This is a genomic window from Kordia zhangzhouensis (genome assembly GCF_001005305.1).
Lineage (GTDB): Bacteria > Bacteroidota > Bacteroidia > Flavobacteriales > Flavobacteriaceae > Kordia > Kordia zhangzhouensis.
This window is the reverse complement of sequence record NZ_LBMH01000006.1, coordinates 159,190-177,943: the sequence shown is the minus strand read 5'-3', so window position 1 is coordinate 177,943 and position 18,754 is coordinate 159,190. Positions and strand designations below refer to the sequence as shown.

The 18,754-nt window shown below is 34.6% G+C and carries 13 protein-coding genes; 5 read left to right on the top strand and 8 right to left on the bottom strand.

The features are described from left to right. Positions 1–5: 5 nt before the first annotated feature. From AA088_RS11095 to AA088_RS11085, 3 genes are all read right to left on the bottom strand, one after another. Positions 6–2,312, bottom strand: coding sequence for a TonB-dependent receptor plug domain-containing protein (locus tag AA088_RS11095; RefSeq protein WP_046745068.1), 2,307 nt, complete (start codon positions 2,310–2,312; stop codon positions 6–8). Continuing rightward, entirely contained in the window at positions 2,305–3,201 is an 897-nt protein-coding gene (locus tag AA088_RS11090) for a FecR family protein (protein ID WP_046745067.1), read from the bottom strand. Before AA088_RS11090 ends, AA088_RS11095 begins: the two co-directional genes overlap by 8 nt. A 116-nt stretch (positions 3,202–3,317) precedes the next feature. Then, positions 3,318–3,833 carry an RNA polymerase sigma factor gene (locus tag AA088_RS11085; RefSeq protein ID WP_046745066.1) on the bottom strand — a complete coding sequence of 172 codons (516 nt, stop codon included), beginning with the start codon at positions 3,831–3,833 and terminating at the stop codon, positions 3,318–3,320. Positions 3,834–3,963: 130 nt separating this feature from the next. On the opposite strand from AA088_RS11085, the gene AA088_RS11080 reads away from it, so the two are divergent. Further along, entirely contained in the window at positions 3,964–5,976 is a 2,013-nt protein-coding gene (locus AA088_RS11080) for a LamG domain-containing protein (RefSeq protein WP_162199687.1), read from the top strand. Positions 5,977–6,175: 199 nt separating this feature from the next. Here AA088_RS11080 and AA088_RS11075 read toward each other — a convergent pair whose 3' ends face one another. From AA088_RS11075 to AA088_RS11065, 3 genes are all read right to left on the bottom strand, one after another. Beyond that, positions 6,176–8,953 carry a T9SS type A sorting domain-containing protein gene (locus AA088_RS11075; protein WP_046745064.1) on the bottom strand — a complete coding sequence of 926 codons (2,778 nt, stop codon included), beginning with the start codon at positions 8,951–8,953 and terminating at the stop codon, positions 6,176–6,178. Between the two features lie 103 nt (positions 8,954–9,056). After that, the gene (locus tag AA088_RS11070; RefSeq protein ID WP_046745063.1) at positions 9,057–9,809 is read right to left on the bottom strand and encodes a LytR/AlgR family response regulator transcription factor; all 753 of its coding nucleotides are present in this window, start codon (positions 9,807–9,809) and stop codon (positions 9,057–9,059) included. A 1-nt stretch (position 9,810) separates the two neighbouring features. Next, on the bottom strand, positions 9,811–12,654 hold the full coding sequence (locus AA088_RS11065) for a sensor histidine kinase (protein ID WP_052752877.1): 2,844 nt from the start codon (positions 12,652–12,654) through the stop codon (positions 9,811–9,813). A 314-nt stretch (positions 12,655–12,968) separates the two neighbouring features. Between AA088_RS11065 and ffh the strand changes: the two genes are divergently transcribed. From ffh to AA088_RS11045, 4 genes are all read left to right on the top strand, one after another. Further along, positions 12,969–14,300, top strand: a complete 1,332-nt coding sequence (ffh, locus tag AA088_RS11060) for a signal recognition particle protein (RefSeq protein WP_046745061.1) — start codon at positions 12,969–12,971, stop codon at positions 14,298–14,300. A 65-nt stretch (positions 14,301–14,365) separates the two neighbouring features. After that, positions 14,366–14,521 carry a four helix bundle protein gene (locus AA088_RS18720; RefSeq protein WP_316931684.1) on the top strand — a complete coding sequence of 52 codons (156 nt, stop codon included), beginning with the start codon at positions 14,366–14,368 and terminating at the stop codon, positions 14,519–14,521. A gap of 185 nt (positions 14,522–14,706) precedes the next feature. Next, positions 14,707–15,597: a bifunctional 5,10-methylenetetrahydrofolate dehydrogenase/5,10-methenyltetrahydrofolate cyclohydrolase gene (locus tag AA088_RS11050; protein WP_046745060.1), complete on the top strand. Its 891-nt coding sequence runs from the start codon at positions 14,707–14,709 to the stop codon at positions 15,595–15,597. A 90-nt stretch (positions 15,598–15,687) separates the two neighbouring features. Further along, positions 15,688–16,119, top strand: coding sequence for an SRPBCC family protein (locus AA088_RS11045; RefSeq protein WP_046745059.1), 432 nt, complete (start codon positions 15,688–15,690; stop codon positions 16,117–16,119). Between the two features lie 196 nt (positions 16,120–16,315). On the opposite strand, the gene AA088_RS11040 is transcribed toward AA088_RS11045, so the two are convergent. Then, the gene (locus AA088_RS11040) at positions 16,316–17,827 is read right to left on the bottom strand and encodes an NADP-dependent isocitrate dehydrogenase (RefSeq protein ID WP_046745058.1); all 1,512 of its coding nucleotides are present in this window, start codon (positions 17,825–17,827) and stop codon (positions 16,316–16,318) included. Between the two features lie 135 nt (positions 17,828–17,962). Beyond that, on the bottom strand, positions 17,963–18,607 hold the full coding sequence (locus tag AA088_RS11035; protein ID WP_241483408.1) for a hypothetical protein: 645 nt from the start codon (positions 18,605–18,607) through the stop codon (positions 17,963–17,965). Positions 18,608–18,754 lie beyond the last annotated feature (147 nt).

Sequence of the window (18,754 nt, the reverse complement as noted above, 5' to 3'; positions counted from 1 at the left end):
TTTTTTTAAAAATCCACCCTAAAACTCACATTAGGTGTTATGCCTAATGCACGATTCTGCACTTGAGAAACGATTTCATTGTCTAGATTGTAGTATTCGTTCAATACATTTTGTTGGTCAAAAATGTTCCAAACAGATAGCCCAATCTTACTATAAATTTTTTTCTTTTTAGAAAGAGTCAAACGATAAGTAGATGAAAAATCCGTTCTAAAATAATCCTCCAAATTCTCTGTATTTGGCGTATTATAGTTGATTTCATTATTTACAATGGCAGGAGAGTTTACACCTGTAGTAGGTTTGCCTGAACGGAAATATGTCCCTAAAGAAAATTCAAATTTTTTCCACGAATACGTGCCGCCTAAGGTTAAGTTGTGTGTAATATCTAAATTGTTTGGAAATCGCATTCCGTTGTTAAGGGATTCAAATTTGTATTCATTTTTACTCAGGGAATAGCTCATCCAAATATTCAAATCGTGCCATTTTTTGTTGAATAATACATCCATGCCAAACGTAGTATATTTTCCGACTGCATTCACAAATTGATACTGATTTTGAAAACCTTGACTTCGTGTGGTGATTCCTTCAACTTCCTTTAAATAGGCTTCGGCACTGAGTAATAAATTATTTTTAGTGTATTGCATACCGATAGAAGCTTGTTTGCTTTCAATGAGTGGAACAGAAGTGCCATTTGCCAATGTCCATCGACGTTTTTCAATGCCTAGAAAATCATTTTGAAGATCGATAACTTGTGAAAACGCTTGACTTTTATATTCTCCCAAAACCAATAAACTCAAATAATCTGAAAACTGCTGTCTAAAATGGATTCTCGGTTCAAAACGGAAGCGGTTAATCTTTTCATACCGATTGCCACGTATGCCAAAGGTAAGCATGGTTCGATAACTATCAGAATAATAACTAAGTTCGGAGTATATTGCATGACTACGCATTACGTCTTTACGATTACTTCGAAACTGTGGATTGCTTACATCTTGTATATTGGTAATTCCAATCTCTGTAAATTGATAGCCGTTTTCAATTGTAAAGTTCTCATTAATTCTATTCTTGGTATGTATTTTTAATGAATTATCTTGAACGTCGTTTTCTTGAAACAAACGTTGATTATCGGCTATATTATAATTAGTTGCTTCTAAATTATATTGAGATGTATAGGCATGAAATTCAGTTAAAAATGTAGGTGTCCATTCTTTCGTATAACTCAACCCTGCAGCAAAGTTTCGCTGGGTAATACCACTATTTACCACGAGTTGTTGATTGTTTATTGTCGCTTCTTCTGTATAGCTTAAATCATTGAAGATGTTGAGAAAACGCACTTGAAGATTGGCTGTTTTAGATATTGAGTAGATTAATTTTGCGCTCATATCGTAGAAATAGAAATCTCTATTGGTAGACGTTGCATTATTCAACTCTTGATTACTGTTAGTAATATCAGTATCTTGAAAAATTCGATCAAAATAAATGGCATACGTAGGAGTTTCTACCAAATCGGTGATAGAACGTCGAGCAGAGGCTTGTAATTCTATTTTTTTGGAAAGCTGTACTTTCGCAAAACCATCCACATGAATTAAGTTCATACCTGCACCAGCAATCAACGAATCGTTAAGTGTTTGATCGAGCTCCATTTGAACCATTCCAGAAACGCCATCACCATATTGGGCACTTGTTCCATTTTTTGTAACAGTTACTTTCTTTAAAAAGTACGGATTAAAAGCAGAAATCAATCCGAAAAAATGTCCAGATTGATACATTTTAATATCGTCCCACAATAAAATGTTTTGGTCATTCGTGCCGCCGCGAATGTTAATATTTGAAATGGTTTCATTAATGCTCGAAATGCCAGGTAAAGCCTGTATAGTCAATAAAACGTCAGGTTCGGTAACTCCAGGTAAAATCCCAAAGTTTTTAGGTTTTATAGAAATTTGCCCATTTCTATTTGCTGAAATTCCCGAAGCAATATATTCAGTTAAGTACACTTCATCGAGTTCTTGTATTTCATCCTTAAAAACAGTAATTGCTATATAGCGCTTATTGATAAGAGTGAATCGCAAATTCGTTTCAGATTCAAAACCGTCTAATATGGTTTGTAGTGCTGTTGATTTTGTATTTGGAGTGACAAAAATACCATCTAACGTGTGGTCTACATACGAAAAAACGACATCAAATTGTCGTTGTATTTTTGGGATTAGTTTGGTCAGTAAGACTTTTTTCTCTTGATCTTCTTGTGCGGTAATTGCTTGAAGACTAAGAAATAAACTCAAAAAAGTAAAAAGAATAAATACGCGTTTATTAATCACGTGTTAGAATGATGGAATTTTGTTTCTTTTGATACTTTAGTTGTGATGGTAACGTAATCGCTTTTAACGCTAAATTTATATCTGTATGCGTAAAACTTCCTGTAAATACTTGAGAAGTATCGATTTTGCTGGCATCAACTTTAACATCGTATTGTCGTTCAAATTCTTGAATGACTTCTTGTAAAGGTAAACTTTTAAATGAACTTTCATTATGAATCCATGAAGGATCTTTGGCATTTTCTTTTTCGTTATGAAATTCTTTCCCATCAAGTAATAAGAATCGTTGCCCTGGAGTTAGTACAATTTCTTTTTGTAGATACGCAACTTTAACAGAACCTTCATAGCAAAATACTTCTAGGAGGTCATTGCGTTGTTTAACATTGAATTGAGTTCCAAGAACTGAAACAGTTCCTTCATCAGTGATGACACTAAAAGTAGCTCCTTTGGCAACTTTAAAATAAGCTTCTCCCTCTAGGTTGATTTCTCGTTTTTTATCCCAGGCTTTTTTGTTAAAGGAAACTGAAGATACAGCATTGAGTGTTGCTGTAGAAGCATCAGGTAGTTCCACAATTTTTTTATTGGCAGCTACTGTCTCAATAATGGTAAGATTTGGGAGCGTTGCAAACATATATATACCAAAACCAATTACTAAAATGGCGGCAATTTTTAATAGAGGTTTAAACCATGAAGTAGGTTTGGATGTATCTTTTTTTGTAGTTTGAATAGTGCGGTACGCAGTTTCAACATCTACTCGTGGTGCTTTGAATCCTTGTAATGCCTGTTGCAGTTTCATCAATTCGGAATAATCGTCCAATTGCTGAAATGCTTGTAGTTCTTCAGGGGTTAATGAATGGTCAAGCCACTTTTGTATTAATTCTTCTCGTGTCATAATCGTTACTTATCTATATAACAACTTACTATATGAAATTCCTACCTTTTAGCAATGTTGAATTATAAATTTTGAATGCTGAATGATTTCTACATCAAAAATTGGCAACCCAAAAACTATAATTCCTTAATTTCTTCACGCAGTTTTGCCAAAGCTCTATAGATTCGTTTTTCAACAGCTTTGGTTGATATATCTAAAATTGCTGCGATTTCTTTGTGTTTTTTACCTTCAACCCGATTCATTAAAAAAGCCGTTCGTTCCGATTCGGTCAAATTGGCAATAGCACATTCTAACTTTTCTAAGTACTGCTTTTCTTGTAGAACAAATTCAGGACTTTCATTGGTATGAGATTTCGGTTTTATCTTTTGGTGTTGCAATACAACCTTATGATGCTTAACTTCGTTTAACATTAAATTGTTTCCAATAGTAAATACATAGCTTTTCGCTTTGGCAGGCGATACTTTTCCGCAGTTTTGCCATAATTTGGTAAAAGCTTCTTGTGCTTTATCTTCTGGATTCAAATACTCTCCAAATTTATAGTACAAATACGAGTACAAACTTTGGTAGTGTTTTTTAAAAAGACTCGAAAAAAGTCCTTCATTACAAATATTTTCTTGAAGCGGTTTTGGCATTAGTCATGATTAAATAGGACGTTAAAAGTAAACATAAATTTTTGATAAGTAAAGGTGGGAATTTTACGCTTTCAGTTGTTCTATTCATAGTATGCGAAAAAAATTGCGTGTGCTTTTATGCCAAATTCTTATGAATGTAATTAACCGAATCAACGTACTAAGACTTCCTTTTTTACTTCTCATCATCAGTATATGGTTTATTTCTTGTCAAGAAGAAAATGATCAGGTTTCACCACCAAATGCAGAAGAAACATTGGTTGCAAATACTACTTTGCCTAGATTGCTAGAACGCATTACTTTGCTTGATGGTTCTATAGACAATATGATTGATACGGCTAATTGTTTTCTTGTAGAACTACCTGTCACAGTTTCCGTTGGAGGAACTTCTATAGTGGTAAACTCTGTAAATGATTATGCATCAATTGTAACATTACTAAATCAGCAAAACACCGATGTGGTAAGTATTATGTTTCCAATTACTATTATTTTGAGCGACTATACAGAGATTACTATTGAGAATGAAGAGCAGTTAGCCTCTCAAATAGCAAGTTGCGCCAATACAAATCAGCCAGATATTGATATTGAATGTATTGACTTTGTGTATCCTTTTAGTATAGCCCTATTTGATACTAACTTTGAAGTTACTGAGACAATCACAATCTCTGGAGATCAACTTTTACATGATTTTCTTACTACTACTTTAGCAAATGGTGTTGTAGCCAGCATTAATTATCCTATTCAATTAGTTCAAGCTGATGGAACCATTCTTACAGTAACTAATAATGCTTCATTAGAAGCCGCTATTATAGCTGCACAAGACACTTGCGATGAGGATGATGATACTAATTACAATGATGCAAATTGTACAGAAGTATTTATTCGTGAAAACTTACTCAATTGTTTTTGGAGAATAACTGATATCGCTACGGGCACTCAGTCAGATTATGATTTCTACTTTAATGACAATCAAACTTTTTCGTTTTCACAGCATCCAACTAGTAGTGTAGCATATTCGGGAAGTTGGGAGTTACTTATTTATGAAGGAAACTTAGTCTTAAACATTAGTAATCTGTCTACAGATATTGTGCCGATTGAAGGTTTTTGGATTTTTGATGAATGCTATACAGATGAGTTGTTACTACATAATGGGAATCAGGAGATTCGATTAGAAAAAGTATGTGAAAACATCACTCCTTTTGAATGTTTTGATCATGTACAAACCACTATGTGTGATGAAGAAAATCCGTTTGATGGATTTGTAGAAATGGATCTCGAAGCTCTATTTATTGATACTATAAGCTGCACACAACCCTATACATTCTCTTTTCATCAAACACAACTAGATGCAGATACAAATGTAAATCCAATACAACCCAATTCATACACCAATACCGCACTACAAGAAACATTATACTTGCGTATTGAAGATGTAAATGGAATCTTTGAAATATATACAATCAACATTATAGTAGAAGATTGTTGTGCCAATAATACAATTATTACCGACCATTTGGTACTATATATGCCTTTTGCAAATGAAACAAAAGATTTGGTGAGTAATTGGGAAGCTTCTGGAAGTTATACGTATGTTTCTGACAGAGCTGGAAATCAATCATGTGCCATTGCTTTCAATGGAAATGAAACGGTTGAGATTCCTGTAACAAATGTTAATCAAATTGTGCAAGGAGATGCTTTTTCAGTGAGTTTATGGTTTAAAATGCAAAATACAAATCCTTCTAACTATGAAATATTATTCCAAAAAGGCAACATGGTAAGCGAAGGTTTCCAAATTAGTGTATTTGATTTAAATACGCCTGTATTTAGTGATGCAAATTCTGGGTATGGTTTGTGGGATAATCCTTGGAATATGGATGCTAACTTACCAACAGACACAACAAATTGGCATCATTTAGTACTTACAGTTGATGCAAGTAATACGGTACGATTGTATCGTGATGGGATAGAACGTAATGCAGATGTAAATGCAACTATCAATATCGGAAATACACCTTTAATGAATTACCTACTCGGAAATGGTTTTGAAGGTCATCTGGATGATATAAGAGTATACAAAACGGCTTTAAATCCAAATCAAGTAGCCAATCTTTATACTTTGGAAGCCGATTGCAATATTTGTTTATAAAAAATAAAAGTAAGTGTTTATTTAAGTTAGTTTAGTGACTTAGTTGAAAAGCTGCCTCAGACCAATCTAGGCAGCTTTTTTTAACAATAGTACTAATTAAAAACACTATAGGATTAGAGGAAATATGCTTAAAAAAGTGGTCAAGAAAAGTTGTTAGTAAAAAATGATTTTTTTTCTTGAAACGAAATAGATTATGAACTTACTTTTTTAAGATTTTGCTACTCTGAATTCCTTTTACTGTTTTTACATTCAAAATATACATTCCGGTAGGAAAGTTGGATACATCTACCTGATCAGTATGCTGAGCTTGTAAAACTACTTGTCCCATAGTGTTTATAACTTCAATAGAAATGATAGTTTCTTTCGTTGCAATGTGTACTACTGAATGGGTAGGGTTTGGGTATATTGTAAGTTTTGGGGTGCGCTGATCGAGTTCGTCTACACTCAATGGAGTAGAGTTAAACTCGTACGCACCAAGATCAATGGTCGTATTGGCAAATCTTTGGTTTCCGATTAAATCTGCATTTCCAAACAAATTTGCATCGTAAAAAGTATTAGTTCCTTGGTCAATCACAGCAGTAGAAGCACTTGTTGGTTTATAGTTGGCATCCAAATTTGGATTTGTAACGTTGATATTAAAACCATCGGCATCCACGTTTGCAGTATATGGATAAATACTAGGCATCACACAATTATCAATATTCAAATCTCCAAAATTCCCTTCGCTTGTTTTCGAATTGTCAAAAACGATATCACTTATCGATGAGGTATTGTATAAGTTATTATAGAAGATAGAGTTATGTACATTGACAATATTATTTAAAGAACCTGTTGCACTAATATTTATGAGTTGCTTTAAAGTTGTAGAAGGGAACAAGTTTACATTGTCGACAAAAGTAGAGTTAACTATTGTACTGTTCATAGTTGATGAACCTGTTCTTCTAAACCAAATAGCTCCAAAGTCTGAAGGACATTGATTTCCTACGAATTCAAAGTTTACAAAATTTGCTGTAATAGTATTTGAGTTTGACGATTGCATTAGTAAAATTCCTGTAGTACCATTCGTTGCGTTGTTTTTAACAGAAACATTGATAAAGTTGATTGTTCCGTTGAAGTTTCGATAATCCATTACCAAGCCAGTAGAAAAATGTTCTTGGATGATGGAGTTTTTCAAAGTAAAATTAGTTGTCGTGTTTGATTGAAAATCGATGGCAGGATTTTTACTGCCCGAATGCCCATTTTGGATAATGAAACCATCAATAGTTACAAAACTAGCACCTACATATACCAACTGTGATAAGTTGTCGGTTCTATTTGTAAATTGATCATCATATACATCATCCTCATTTACATCACCAGATATGATAGTAGCATTTGTAGTGTGTATTAATGAAAGGTTTCTGTCGTTTTCGTCAGTTTCTGTGCCATCAAAACCGCCAATAAGCTTCACTGAAGCATCTGCAATTGTGTATGCGCCTGTCGTTGGTTTGTATGTGCCTGCTTTTACAAATATTTTTGATCCTGCACTCACACTTGTAGAGTTTACGGCATCATAAATAGTAGTATACGCATCTGCCCAACTCGTTCCATCATTGTTTCCTGTAGCCGCTGCATCCACATAAATAGTTGCTGCTGGTGCTGGCAATGATAAGCTTGCAATATTTCCTGGCCCGGTAAACATTGCTGTATTTGCATATTGAATAGCGCCTAACCCAATGATTGTTCCATTAGAGTAAAATCGTCCGTTTTGGAAACAATCTGTAAAAGGTAATTCGTTTGTATTGTAGGCGCTACCACTTGCAGTTCCTGTTTGTCTGTATGCTGGTAACGGAGCAAAATTTCCTGTAGAAATATCTTCAAAAGGACTTTCCGACAATGAAATTGAATTTGGCACTGTATATACTGGAGTAAAATCGAGTGCATTCGTACTTCCAAAATCAATACTTGCGGTACTCGCCGTTGCAGTTCCTACAAACTCGTTGGTTCCTGTGTTGTTGTAATAAATATTGTTATACCACCAACCATCAACAGCACCTGAGGTACGTTCTAAGCGAATACAACTTGCCAATGAAGCGGCTACGCCAGTACCTTCTTGATTTAATGCAAGGGTATTATTAGAAAATCGGACGGTAAGCCCTTGCGCACCATTTGAAATAAAACGCGCCACACTACCAGAGTAACCTGCATCTGTAACTTTGTTGGCAATGAATAAATTGTTTGCAATATAAATTTCAGTGAATTGACTGAAATTGCGATATTCAAATGCATATCCTACTTGCGAAACGTTTTCATCCATGATGCTATTCAATAAGTAAAAATTCTTTGTTGGATTTGAGGAAGTTCCTGAATTATTTAAAGAACGCATGTCTAGAGCAGGACGAGAAGCCGCATAGTTTCTTGAAAAACGACAATTAAGAATAGTAATTTTTTGCTGAGTATATCCTGTCTGCGGATGCGGAAAACTATAAAAAGCACTGCCTCCATAGGAATGTACTAAGTTAATTCGATCAATAATAATTTCAGCGTTTACGTGATTTAGTGTAGTTCCTCCATCCGTAGTAGGTTCAATTTGTAAAATACGAGTTGCATTATCTGCTTTGTTTGCTGAAGTTGCACTTGGAACTTCGTTGAGGTCGTCACCATTGATATCGCCAGATAAATATACAGGATGTAGCCAAGGATCGGTACTTCTGTCGGCTCTGGTCATTTCGGTACCGTCAAAACCTCCATATATATTCACTCCATATTGATTTAAAAATGGTGTAGAAGCACTTGTGGGTTTGTAGATTCCTTCGGCAATCCAAATTTCTGCGCCTACAGTGGTGGTATTGGTGAGTGCATCGTGTAAGGAGTTGTAGGCATTTGTCCAACTTGTTCCGTCGTTACTTCCTGTAGCATCAATATCTACATAAACAACAGTTTGTGCATGTGAAACAGCAAATACCAAAAGGGGAAATAATAGTAGTATTTTTTTCATAATGATTGTTTTACTTCATTTAATTTAGAAGCAAAACAACAAATGACTAGGCTGTTTCCAAGTTACATTTTTCTAAATGGGTTCAATTTTTTTCTAAATGAATTTAAAGAAATGTTTCTTTGACAATAGTAATGAATTGTTCTTTTTTAGATCTAGAAATAGGAATGCGTTTATGATTGTTCATCAATAAAAAATCACCATCTTCTTTAATGAGCTCGTCTACATATTTTAAATTAATTAAATACGATCGATGACATTTAAAAAACATGGCGTTTTCTTCTAGTTGCGCTACAAAATGTTTCAACGGTTTGCAAATGATTTTCGTTTTTCCATTTTTAAGCTGTACGTTGGTATACATGCCATCAGCTTCAAAGTAGATAATGTCTTCATGAGAAGCAAACATGATTCCCTTGGGAATCTCTAACGCAATTTTATTGATAGAAATTTGTTGTAGTGAAGCTCTTAACTTATCAAATTGCTGGGTTAAGTTACTAGCTTCGATGGCTTCTTGAGCTTTTAGTACAGCACTTTGCAACTCCTGCGTGTCAATAGGTTTTAGGAGATAATCAATTGCAGAAATTTTAAAAGCTTCAATCGCATATTGATTATAAGCAGTCACAAAAATGATTTTAAAGTCAATCGATTCTTCAAAATAATCTAAAATATCCAATCCAGATTGATTGGGCATTTCTATATCTAAAAAGACCAATTCGGGTTGTGTTTTTTTTATCAACTCAACGCCGCTAGCTAAATCGGGAGCTTCTTCTGTTTGATGAATTTGTGGACAGTATTGCTTGATTAATTGGAGTAATAAATGCCTTGCTCGTTTTTCGTCATCAATAATTATAGCTTTCATATCAATTTGACTTTATATTCAAAGGAATATCAATGTGTACTTTGGTTCCTGCAGGTTCTTCATTTTCTATCAAATCTTCAATAGTCACATTAATATCATACTTCAAATTAGTGTTGTAAATATGAACACGTTCTTCGTTGGCTTTGGTCGCAAACGGTTTGTGTGTTCTTTTTTGAGAAGAAATTTCTCTTGCTTTGCTTCGCCCTATACCATTGTCTTGTATCGTTATCATTAGTTTCTCATTGTTTTCTGTAACGGTAATAGTGAGAACTCGGTTGTCTTTTTTGTGAAGCAATCCATGTTTTAATGCATTTTCAACATACGGTTGAATAAATAGTGAAGGTACTTTAATTTGCTGTGTGTTAAGGTTTTTGTCAATAGTAACTTCGTAAGTTAACTCATCTTCAAAACGTACTTTTTCAAGTTGCAAGTACAGTTTTAACGCTTGTATTTCTTCCGCTAAAGTAATTTCATTCTGCTGACTGTATTCTAAGTACATTCGAATCAACCGGCTAAACTTTACCAAATACGAACTTGCCAATTCTTTTTCGTTAGAGATAATATAGTCTTGAATAGAGTTTAGTGCATTAAAAATAAAATGTGGATTCATTTGTGAGCGAAAGTTCTCTAACTGCAAACTAGCAATTTTCTTTTCCATTAAAATCTTTTCAATTTCCCGATTTCGTTTTTTCTCTTTCTTTTTAAGTGTTCGCATAAAGAAAAAGACAATAATTCCAATACAAATACCACTACATACAATATAGAACCAAATCGTTTCCCAAAATGGTTTTGCTATTATAAAACTAATAGTCGCAATTTCTGAGAAGCTAGTGCCCGCCATATTTTTGGCTTTGACCTCAAAAGTGTATTCGTTGCTTGCTAAATTATTGAAAGTTATAAAGCTATTTCCGTTTTCTATCTCTTGCCATTCAGTATCAATTGGCTTTAAGCGATATTGATATCTCATGTGTTTGTCTGATTGGTAACCCGCCGAATGGAACTCAAATTTTAGTTTATTCGTGTCGTAATCAAATGTATAATTGTCACAAACTAATGTATCTATATTATTTACAGTAACAGCATTAATATACACTTTTGCAGTGTGGTATTTCTTAAAAACCAATTGAGCATTTTTTGGGAATGTATAAAAATGTTTTGGCGTTGTCAATACAACATGATTTGAAAGCAGGACCATATTTTTTACACTGATATCCAAACCATCTTGACCTGTTAAAAAATGCAAAGTATTGTTGGTTGTGTTGAATTTAGCTAAGCCTTTATCAATAGCCATCCATACAATATTTTTATCTGCTTTGATAGAGTTGATTTCTAAATTTGTAACGTTTTCCACAGCTACTACGCTTGTATCTTTGTAGCGTAGTACTTTGGCGTTCTGTGTTAATATCCAAACTTGATTTTCGGTAGCAGTAATTTCACTAACTAAAATGGGTTTGTTATTGTATAAAATAGGGGTTTCATTTCCGTCTTGATCATACAAAAACAAACCATCTACAAAAGCCACTAGTAATTTGTGATTGGGCAATTGAAGCGAAGTGACTACACGTTTCTCTCGTAACACTTGTTGTTGTGCGTTGTCATAAATAATAGCTTCTTTATAATTGCCATAAAAAATACGGTTTGCATCTAAAATTTGAACACTCTTGGCTACGGCAAATTTGCGATGCGTGTTTTGCAACGTCTTACTTTTAAGATTGTACACATATGATTGTGCATCACTAGTACTGATAATGAGTTGATTGTTATGATTGTCAAACTGTATCAACTTGATGACAAGTTTGGAAGGAAGGACAACTTCCTCAATCAATTTGAAATGATCATAAAAAAGAAGTGTGCCTTGATTTGTACCTATCACAAATGCATTATTTTCTAGTGGACAACTAGCGGTTATTTTAGAAACTTTAGAAGGCAGTTCAAATGTTTTGATAGATAAATTAGGAGAGACCAATACACCGTTATCAATAGTAGTAAACCAATAATTAGCATTAAAATCTTTAATGATGTTTGTGATAGATTCTTCTTTGAAAAAGTGATCTGTTAGTAACAGTTGATTGTCAACAAACGTATACACAAATACACCAGAAACAGTACAAAACCATACCTTTTCATCAATTGTTACCACATTGTAAATAGTCTCTTTGAGCAACTCTTTGGGTGTTGTAATGGTGACCAAATGTTGGCTCTTTACGTGATACAAACTAAAACTATATGCTAGTGCATCTTTGTATATAAACAAAAGCGACTCTGTATTAATGCTAAAAATTTTGGGCGTTTCAACAATAGAATTGGAGTTGATGGTAGCAACTTGTCGTTCTTTCGTTCCCTCAATAACTTGCAAAGTTGGTGCTTGATTAATAGGAAAAAAGTAAAAACTATCTTGTAAAGCACAACTTGTAATTACAGGATTTGACGTTAGTTGTTGTATTTCTTTTGTCGTTTTCGAGATTCTAAAAATACCTGCATTGGTAAAAACAACTATAAAATCTTTAGAAACCTCAAAAGTAGCCAACTGCCCATTCGTGATATGATTCAAATCTAAAAAAAGATGCAACTGATTATTCTTCACATAAAACAACTGACCGTATAAGTTATTACACCAAATTGTACCTTCGGTATCTTCCTTGAGCCCAAAAACAGCTTTTCCTTTTTGAGAAGCGTTTGTAAAATTTGTATATGCATAGCCGTCATAACGAAGTAATCCCTTATTGGCAGCCAACCAAATATAATGATTGCTATCTTCCAAAATATCGTAAAACTCACTATACGGTAAATGGGTTACATTCGTTAAATTATCAGCCACAGGACGCTGAGAAAAAGCGAACTGCATACCAATAAAGAATGTACAAAAGAGTAGTAAATACCTTATAATTTGAAACATACCAACTAAAAAAAGCAAACTTATCATTTTCTAATTACATCTAACTTCTTTTTTTTCTGTAGCGTGGTTATTTCTTTCTAAAAAACAAGGATTGATTCACTTTTTTAAAAATTAAATTCTAAAGAAGGGAATAAGTTTCTAAAGCTAGGCTATACAATACGTACACTTGAGAAGCAATAAGCATCAAAACCAGCGAGTTTATACTTTCAAAAGTTAGAAGTTTCCTTTATCTTTGCCACTTCTAAAAAAAGAATTCAACCAGTATGTTTAATAATTTAAGTGAAAAGCTCGATAAAGCGCTACATGTACTCAAAGGACATGGAAGCATAACGGAGGTCAATGTTGCAGAAACCCTCAAAGAAGTGCGTAGAGCACTGTTGGATGCCGATGTTAACTTTAAAATTGCAAAAGATTTTACCAATCGTGTAAAAGAAAAAGCAATTGGGCAAAATGTACTGACTACCTTGCAGCCAGGGCAACTCATGGTAAAAATCGTTAAGGATGAACTAACGGAATTGATGGGAGGCGATGCTGCAGGAATCAACCTTTCAGGAAAACCTTCGGTTATCTTAATGTCTGGTTTACAAGGTTCGGGTAAAACGACTTTTTCTGGTAAACTTGCCAACTATTTAAAAAATAAAAAAACAAAAAAACCTTTATTAGTAGCCTGTGATGTTTATCGTCCTGCCGCTATTGATCAGTTGCATGTCGTAGGAGAGCAAATTAAGGTTGATGTATACTCTGATAAAGGAAATAATGATCCAGTTGCTATTGCCAAAGCAGGAATTGCCCATGCAAAGCAAAACGGACATAATGTTGTTATCATAGATACCGCAGGTCGTTTGGCTGTTGACGAAGCCATGATGACCGAAATTGCAAATATTCACAAGGCAGTAGAACCACAAGAAACATTGTTTGTAGTTGATTCCATGACAGGACAAGATGCTGTAAATACGGCAAAAGCCTTCAACGATGTATTGAATTTTGATGGAGTAATCTTAACGAAGTTAGATGGTGATACACGTGGTGGAGCTGCTATCTCAATCAAATCTGTAGTTAATAAACCAATTAAGTTTATTGGTACAGGAGAAAAGATGGAAGCAATTGATGTATTCTATCCTTCTCGTATGGCCGATCGTATCTTAGGAATGGGAGACGTTGTTTCCTTAGTAGAAAGAGCGCAAGAACAGTTTGATGAAGAAGAAGCGAGAAAACTTCAAAAGAAAATTGCAAAAAATCAATTTGGTTTTGACGATTTCTTGAAGCAAATACAGCAGGTAAAAAAAATGGGAAATATGAAAGACCTTGTTGGAATGATTCCTGGAGCTTCTAAAGCAATGAAAGGAATGGAGATTGAAGACGATGCGTTTAAGCACATTGAAGCATTAATTCACTCAATGACACCAGAGGAACGTTCTAAACCTTCTATGATTAACGCAAGTCGTAAAAAACGAATCGCTAAAGGTGCAGGTCGTTCTGTTCAAGAAATGAATCAACTGTTAAAACAGTTTGATCAAATGAGTAAAATGATGAAGATGATGCAAGGCGGCGGCGGAAGAAAGCTGATGCAAATGATGAAAGGAATGGGACACTAATTGAAGTTAACAGTCTCAAGTTGCTTTTTCAGTATGCTTCCTATGGTCATTACAAGGAATTAAACATGATGGGTTTTCAGAAATTAGTAGCGTATCAAAAATCATATGAACAGGCAATACATATTTTTGAAATCAGTACCCAATTCCCAAAGGAAGAAGTATACTCTTTGACAAACCCGATAAGACGTTCTTTAAAATCAGTGGCTGTAAATATTGTGTAGGCGTATAGAAAGAGAAAGTATGTAAAACACTGTATTAGTACACTCACTGATGCTGAAAATTTAGAAACGAATGTATGGCTTGGAGTTTTCTTTATCTTGTAATTATATATCCAAATTGGAAGTTAAGACTGAAAACCGACAACTGAACATTAAAACAACAAAAACAACACACAACACAACTATACATGATTTTATTAGACGGAAAAAAGGTATCGAATGATATCAAGAATGAAATAGCAGCAGAGGTCCAAAAAATGAAAGATCGCGGCGAAAAAGTACCTCACTTAGCAGCGGTTTTAGTAGGGGATGATGGTGCTAGTTTAACGTATGTAGGAAGTAAAGTTCGTGCCTGCGAACGTGTAGGATTCAAATCTACGCTCATTCGTATGTCTAACACTACTTCTGAGTTTGAGCTGCTTCGTAAAATTGAAGAACTCAATGAAAATGATGATATTGACGGATTCATTGTACAATTGCCTCTGCCAGATCAAATTGATACACAAGAAGTCTTAATGGCAATCAATCCAGATAAAGATGTAGATGGCTTTCATCCAGAAAACTTTGGGAAAATGGCGTTAGATATGTCTACCTTTATTCCTGCAACTCCTTTCGGAATATTAGAACTTCTAGAGCGTTATAATGTAGAAACCAAAGGGAAACATACTGTAGTAATAGGAAGAAGTCATATAGTGGGTAGGCCAATGAGTATCTTGATGGGTAGACGTGGTTTTCCAGGAAATTCTACGGTAACACTTACCCATAGTCATACCAAAAATATTACACAAATTACATGTCAGGCAGACATTATCATTACAGCATTAGGGCAGCCTAATTTTCTTAAAGCAGAAATGGTAAAAGACGATGCTGTAATCATTGATGTAGGAATTACACGTGTGCCAAATGAGAAGGCAAAACGTGGTTATGTAATTACGGGAGATGTTGATTTTGACAATGTAAGCAAAAAAGCAAGTCACATTACACCAGTTCCTGGAGGCGTAGGACCAATGACTATTGCCATGCTTCTTAAAAATACATTATTGGCAAGAGAACGTCACCGCAAAGCAGGGAAAAAATAAGCCAAAACATATAAAAGCAATCTTGAAAAAGGTTGCTTTTTTTATTAAAAAAACGATTGGATAATTTGGTTATCTTTAGAAAAAATAGACATGAAAACCTCAGAACCGCCAGTTATTGTCACACAACGCTTCAATCAATCTGTTGAAACTGTTTGGAAAGCTATTACAGATGTATCGCACATGCGCCAATGGTTTTTTGACAATATTCCAGACTTTAAGGCACAAGTAGGTTTTCAAACTAAGTTTAATGTCAAAGCACCTTCGAGAGATTTTCTACATCTATGGACAATCACAGAAGTCATTCCGCAACAAAAAATAGTATACAACTGGAAATATGAAGGTTTATCAGGGGATTCATTGGTGACATTTCAGCTAGAAGAAACTCAAAACGGAAGTTTACTAACCCTTACGACTACTGTGGTAGAAGATTTTCCAGAAGAGATTCCAGAATTTGCTCGTGAAAGTTGTTTGGCTGGTTGGAATTATTTCATCAAGGAACAATTGCTTCTGTACTTAAATTAATAGAAATACGTAAGTGAGATTTTGTTCTGGACCACTAACAAGGTTTTTGGAATTAAAAATTGTATGTGTATAGTAGTATGTTGATTATAAAAAACCGAGCAATAGATTCTCACTACTATTGCTCGGTTGTTAAAGCTAACTGTCTAATAACACTTACTAACTACTCACTTTTTTATGTATACACTAGCTTTTTAATTTATTCTCCTTGACCTAATGAGAACCCGCGTTTCCCATCAAATTCATATAAATTTTCTGTTTTAATGATTTCGTAACCAATTGCGTTGATGTTTGCTAATAAGGCTAAAATCTGTTCAAAGTCAACAGGAGCGTATACAGATTTGCCTTCGTTGCTTACGGTATCACTAGCTACAAATCGGCATCGCCAATGATCGGTACAATATGTTTCTGGTAAACCATTGGGATATACTTTAACTCCTCGGTTGGTAATCATTTTGAGTGTAAGTTTATAGGAAGCCAAATCGGCAAGTGCTTGCCCAATTTCTTCCGGATTGTTTCCTTGCCAGTTAATGAAAACATCAGTTCCTACAAGGACTTGTTTTTGTTGCGGACGTTGATATGTTGGAATGGTTATACTTCCTGCATTTTCATGTAAGGTACTTGGTGTAAGCTGTATGGGTTGTTTGCCTAAGTTTTCGATAACTTTTTTAGCAAATTCACCTGTAGATAACTTAGCTATACTTTGTCCTTCTATGTATATATCTGCTGTATGATATCCTTGTTCGATGGTAGTTAACCATGCATTTTTAATTTTGTTGGCAACTGCTACTTTTCCAATATGTACAAGCATCATGATTGCAGCATTCAATAAGCCCGAAGGGTTGGCAATGGCTTTGCCTGCAATATCTGGAGCTGACCCGTGAATTGCTTCAAACATGGCTACGTTTTTTCCAACATTTGCAGAGCCTGCCATTCCTACAGAACCTGCAATTTCTGCAGCAATATCAGAAATAATGTCTCCATATAAGTTGGAAGTAACAATCACATCATATTTTTCAGGATGGGCTGCTAATCGGGCAGAACCTATGTCGATAATTTGCGATTCACTTTGTATGCTTGGATATTCGGCTGCAACTTCTTTGAAAACAGTGTGGAATAATCCATCAGTCAACTTCATGATGTTATCTTTTACCATACATGTAACCTTTTTACGGCCATAGCATTTGGCATACTCAAAGGCATATCGTATAATCTTTTCACAACCTGGTCGTGTAATCAATTTTAAACATTGTACAACATCTTGTGTTTGTTGGTGCTCAATTCCTGCATACAAATCTTCTTCATTTTCCCGAATAACAACCACATCCATAGCTGGAAAATGCGTGTGTACATATGGATGCAATGCATTTACCGGTCGCACATTGGCAAATAAGCCTAATGATTTGCGAAGTGTTACATTTAAACTTTTATATCCTTTTCCTTGTGGAGTAGTAATCGGCGCTTTTAAGATAATCTTGTTCTTATTGATGATATCCCAAGATTCTTTTTCAATCCCAGCAGAATTTCCTGATAAGTACACTTTTTCACCTACTTCTATAACTTCAGGCTCTATATTGGCACCTGCTGCTTCTAGAATGCTGAGCGTTGCTTTCATAATTTCAGGACCAATCCCGTCACCATAAGCAACAGCTATTTTTGTTTTGGTGTCAGTGTTTTTGACTTGTGAGATTTGCGTTTTGATATTCTCCATTTCGATGTGTTTTAGAATTGCAGTACAAAGATGAAGAATATTGTTTATATGTTTTTATTTATGTTTTATATGGTATGTATAAATAAGATTTATGTTTTCTTGGTAATGATTTGATTAGAAGTGTGTCATGAAGTTTTATTCTTCTCTTTTAACACAGGTAATTCGCCAAAAAGGAAAGCTTATTTTTTCTTTGGTATCTACCCATTCGCCTATCCATTTATACCCTTCTTCAGTGATATCGTAGAAGGTAAGTCGTGAAAACCCATCCATCCCGTTGGGAGCTTTTTGAGGTTTGTAAAGGACAATGGTGCCATCTTCTTTTTTTGCACCTTTCCAAGAGCCTAAACTTGGTGATGGCGAAGCAGATGTATAATAATGTACATACCACTGTAGGCTATCTTTACTAAATTGGCGAATACTGCCTGAATGCTTTCCATCTGCTTTTAAGGTTTCGTCTTGTATAGCCATTCCATTCATGATGTACTTGAATTTCCAAGTCATTTTTATAGCTTCTGCCCATGTTCCATCAGCATTTTTGCGTTGCGAGTCACAATCACACATACCAATCATCGGTTTAAAATCATCGAGTTGTTTGGGAGCAATAGGGTTTTTAAGACCATATGGGTCTATTTCAGTTGGTTCGTATTCGCTTTGCGCATGCGTACATAATAGGCATAAAAAGAGGAGAAATGTAGCGAGTAATTTCATGTTGATGAATTTATGATTCTTTTTTGAAGATACTAAATTTTTAGAAAGGTAGCCTCTTTCGTTTTTTGACATGTATTTGAGGCAATCCTAAATAGATGGGAAACAACCTATGTATTTTACATACATAAAAGGGATTGTACGATTAGCTCATTTCGCAGTCTTTCCTTATAACGAATAAGTAAATCTAAAAGTATAACGGTTTTTAAAAGTGTCGAAATT

Excerpts from the sequence above, each read along its gene's own strand:
- AA088_RS11090 (WP_046745067.1), bottom strand. The coding sequence starts at position 3,201 with ATGACACGAGAAGAATTAATACAAAAGTGGCTTGACCATTCATTAACC.
- AA088_RS11085 (WP_046745066.1), bottom strand. The coding sequence starts at position 3,833 with ATGCCAAAACCGCTTCAAGAAAATATTTGTAATGAAGGACTTTTTTCG.
- AA088_RS11080 (WP_162199687.1), top strand. The coding sequence starts at position 3,964 with ATGAATGTAATTAACCGAATCAACGTACTAAGACTTCCTTTTTTACTT.
- AA088_RS11075 (WP_046745064.1), bottom strand. The coding sequence starts at position 8,953 with ATGAAAAAAATACTACTATTATTTCCCCTTTTGGTATTTGCTGTTTCA.
- AA088_RS11070 (WP_046745063.1), bottom strand. The coding sequence starts at position 9,809 with ATGAAAGCTATAATTATTGATGACGAAAAACGAGCAAGGCATTTATTA.
- AA088_RS11065 (WP_052752877.1), bottom strand. The coding sequence starts at position 12,654 with ATGCAGTTCGCTTTTTCTCAGCGTCCTGTGGCTGATAATTTAACGAAT.
- ffh (WP_046745061.1), top strand. The coding sequence starts at position 12,969 with ATGTTTAATAATTTAAGTGAAAAGCTCGATAAAGCGCTACATGTACTC.
- AA088_RS18720 (WP_316931684.1), top strand. The coding sequence starts at position 14,366 with ATGATGGGTTTTCAGAAATTAGTAGCGTATCAAAAATCATATGAACAG.
- AA088_RS11050 (WP_046745060.1), top strand. The coding sequence starts at position 14,707 with ATGATTTTATTAGACGGAAAAAAGGTATCGAATGATATCAAGAATGAA.
- AA088_RS11045 (WP_046745059.1), top strand. The coding sequence starts at position 15,688 with ATGAAAACCTCAGAACCGCCAGTTATTGTCACACAACGCTTCAATCAA.
- AA088_RS11040 (WP_046745058.1), bottom strand. The coding sequence starts at position 17,827 with ATGGAGAATATCAAAACGCAAATCTCACAAGTCAAAAACACTGACACC.
- AA088_RS11035 (WP_241483408.1), bottom strand. The coding sequence starts at position 18,607 with ATGTCAAAAAACGAAAGAGGCTACCTTTCTAAAAATTTAGTATCTTCA.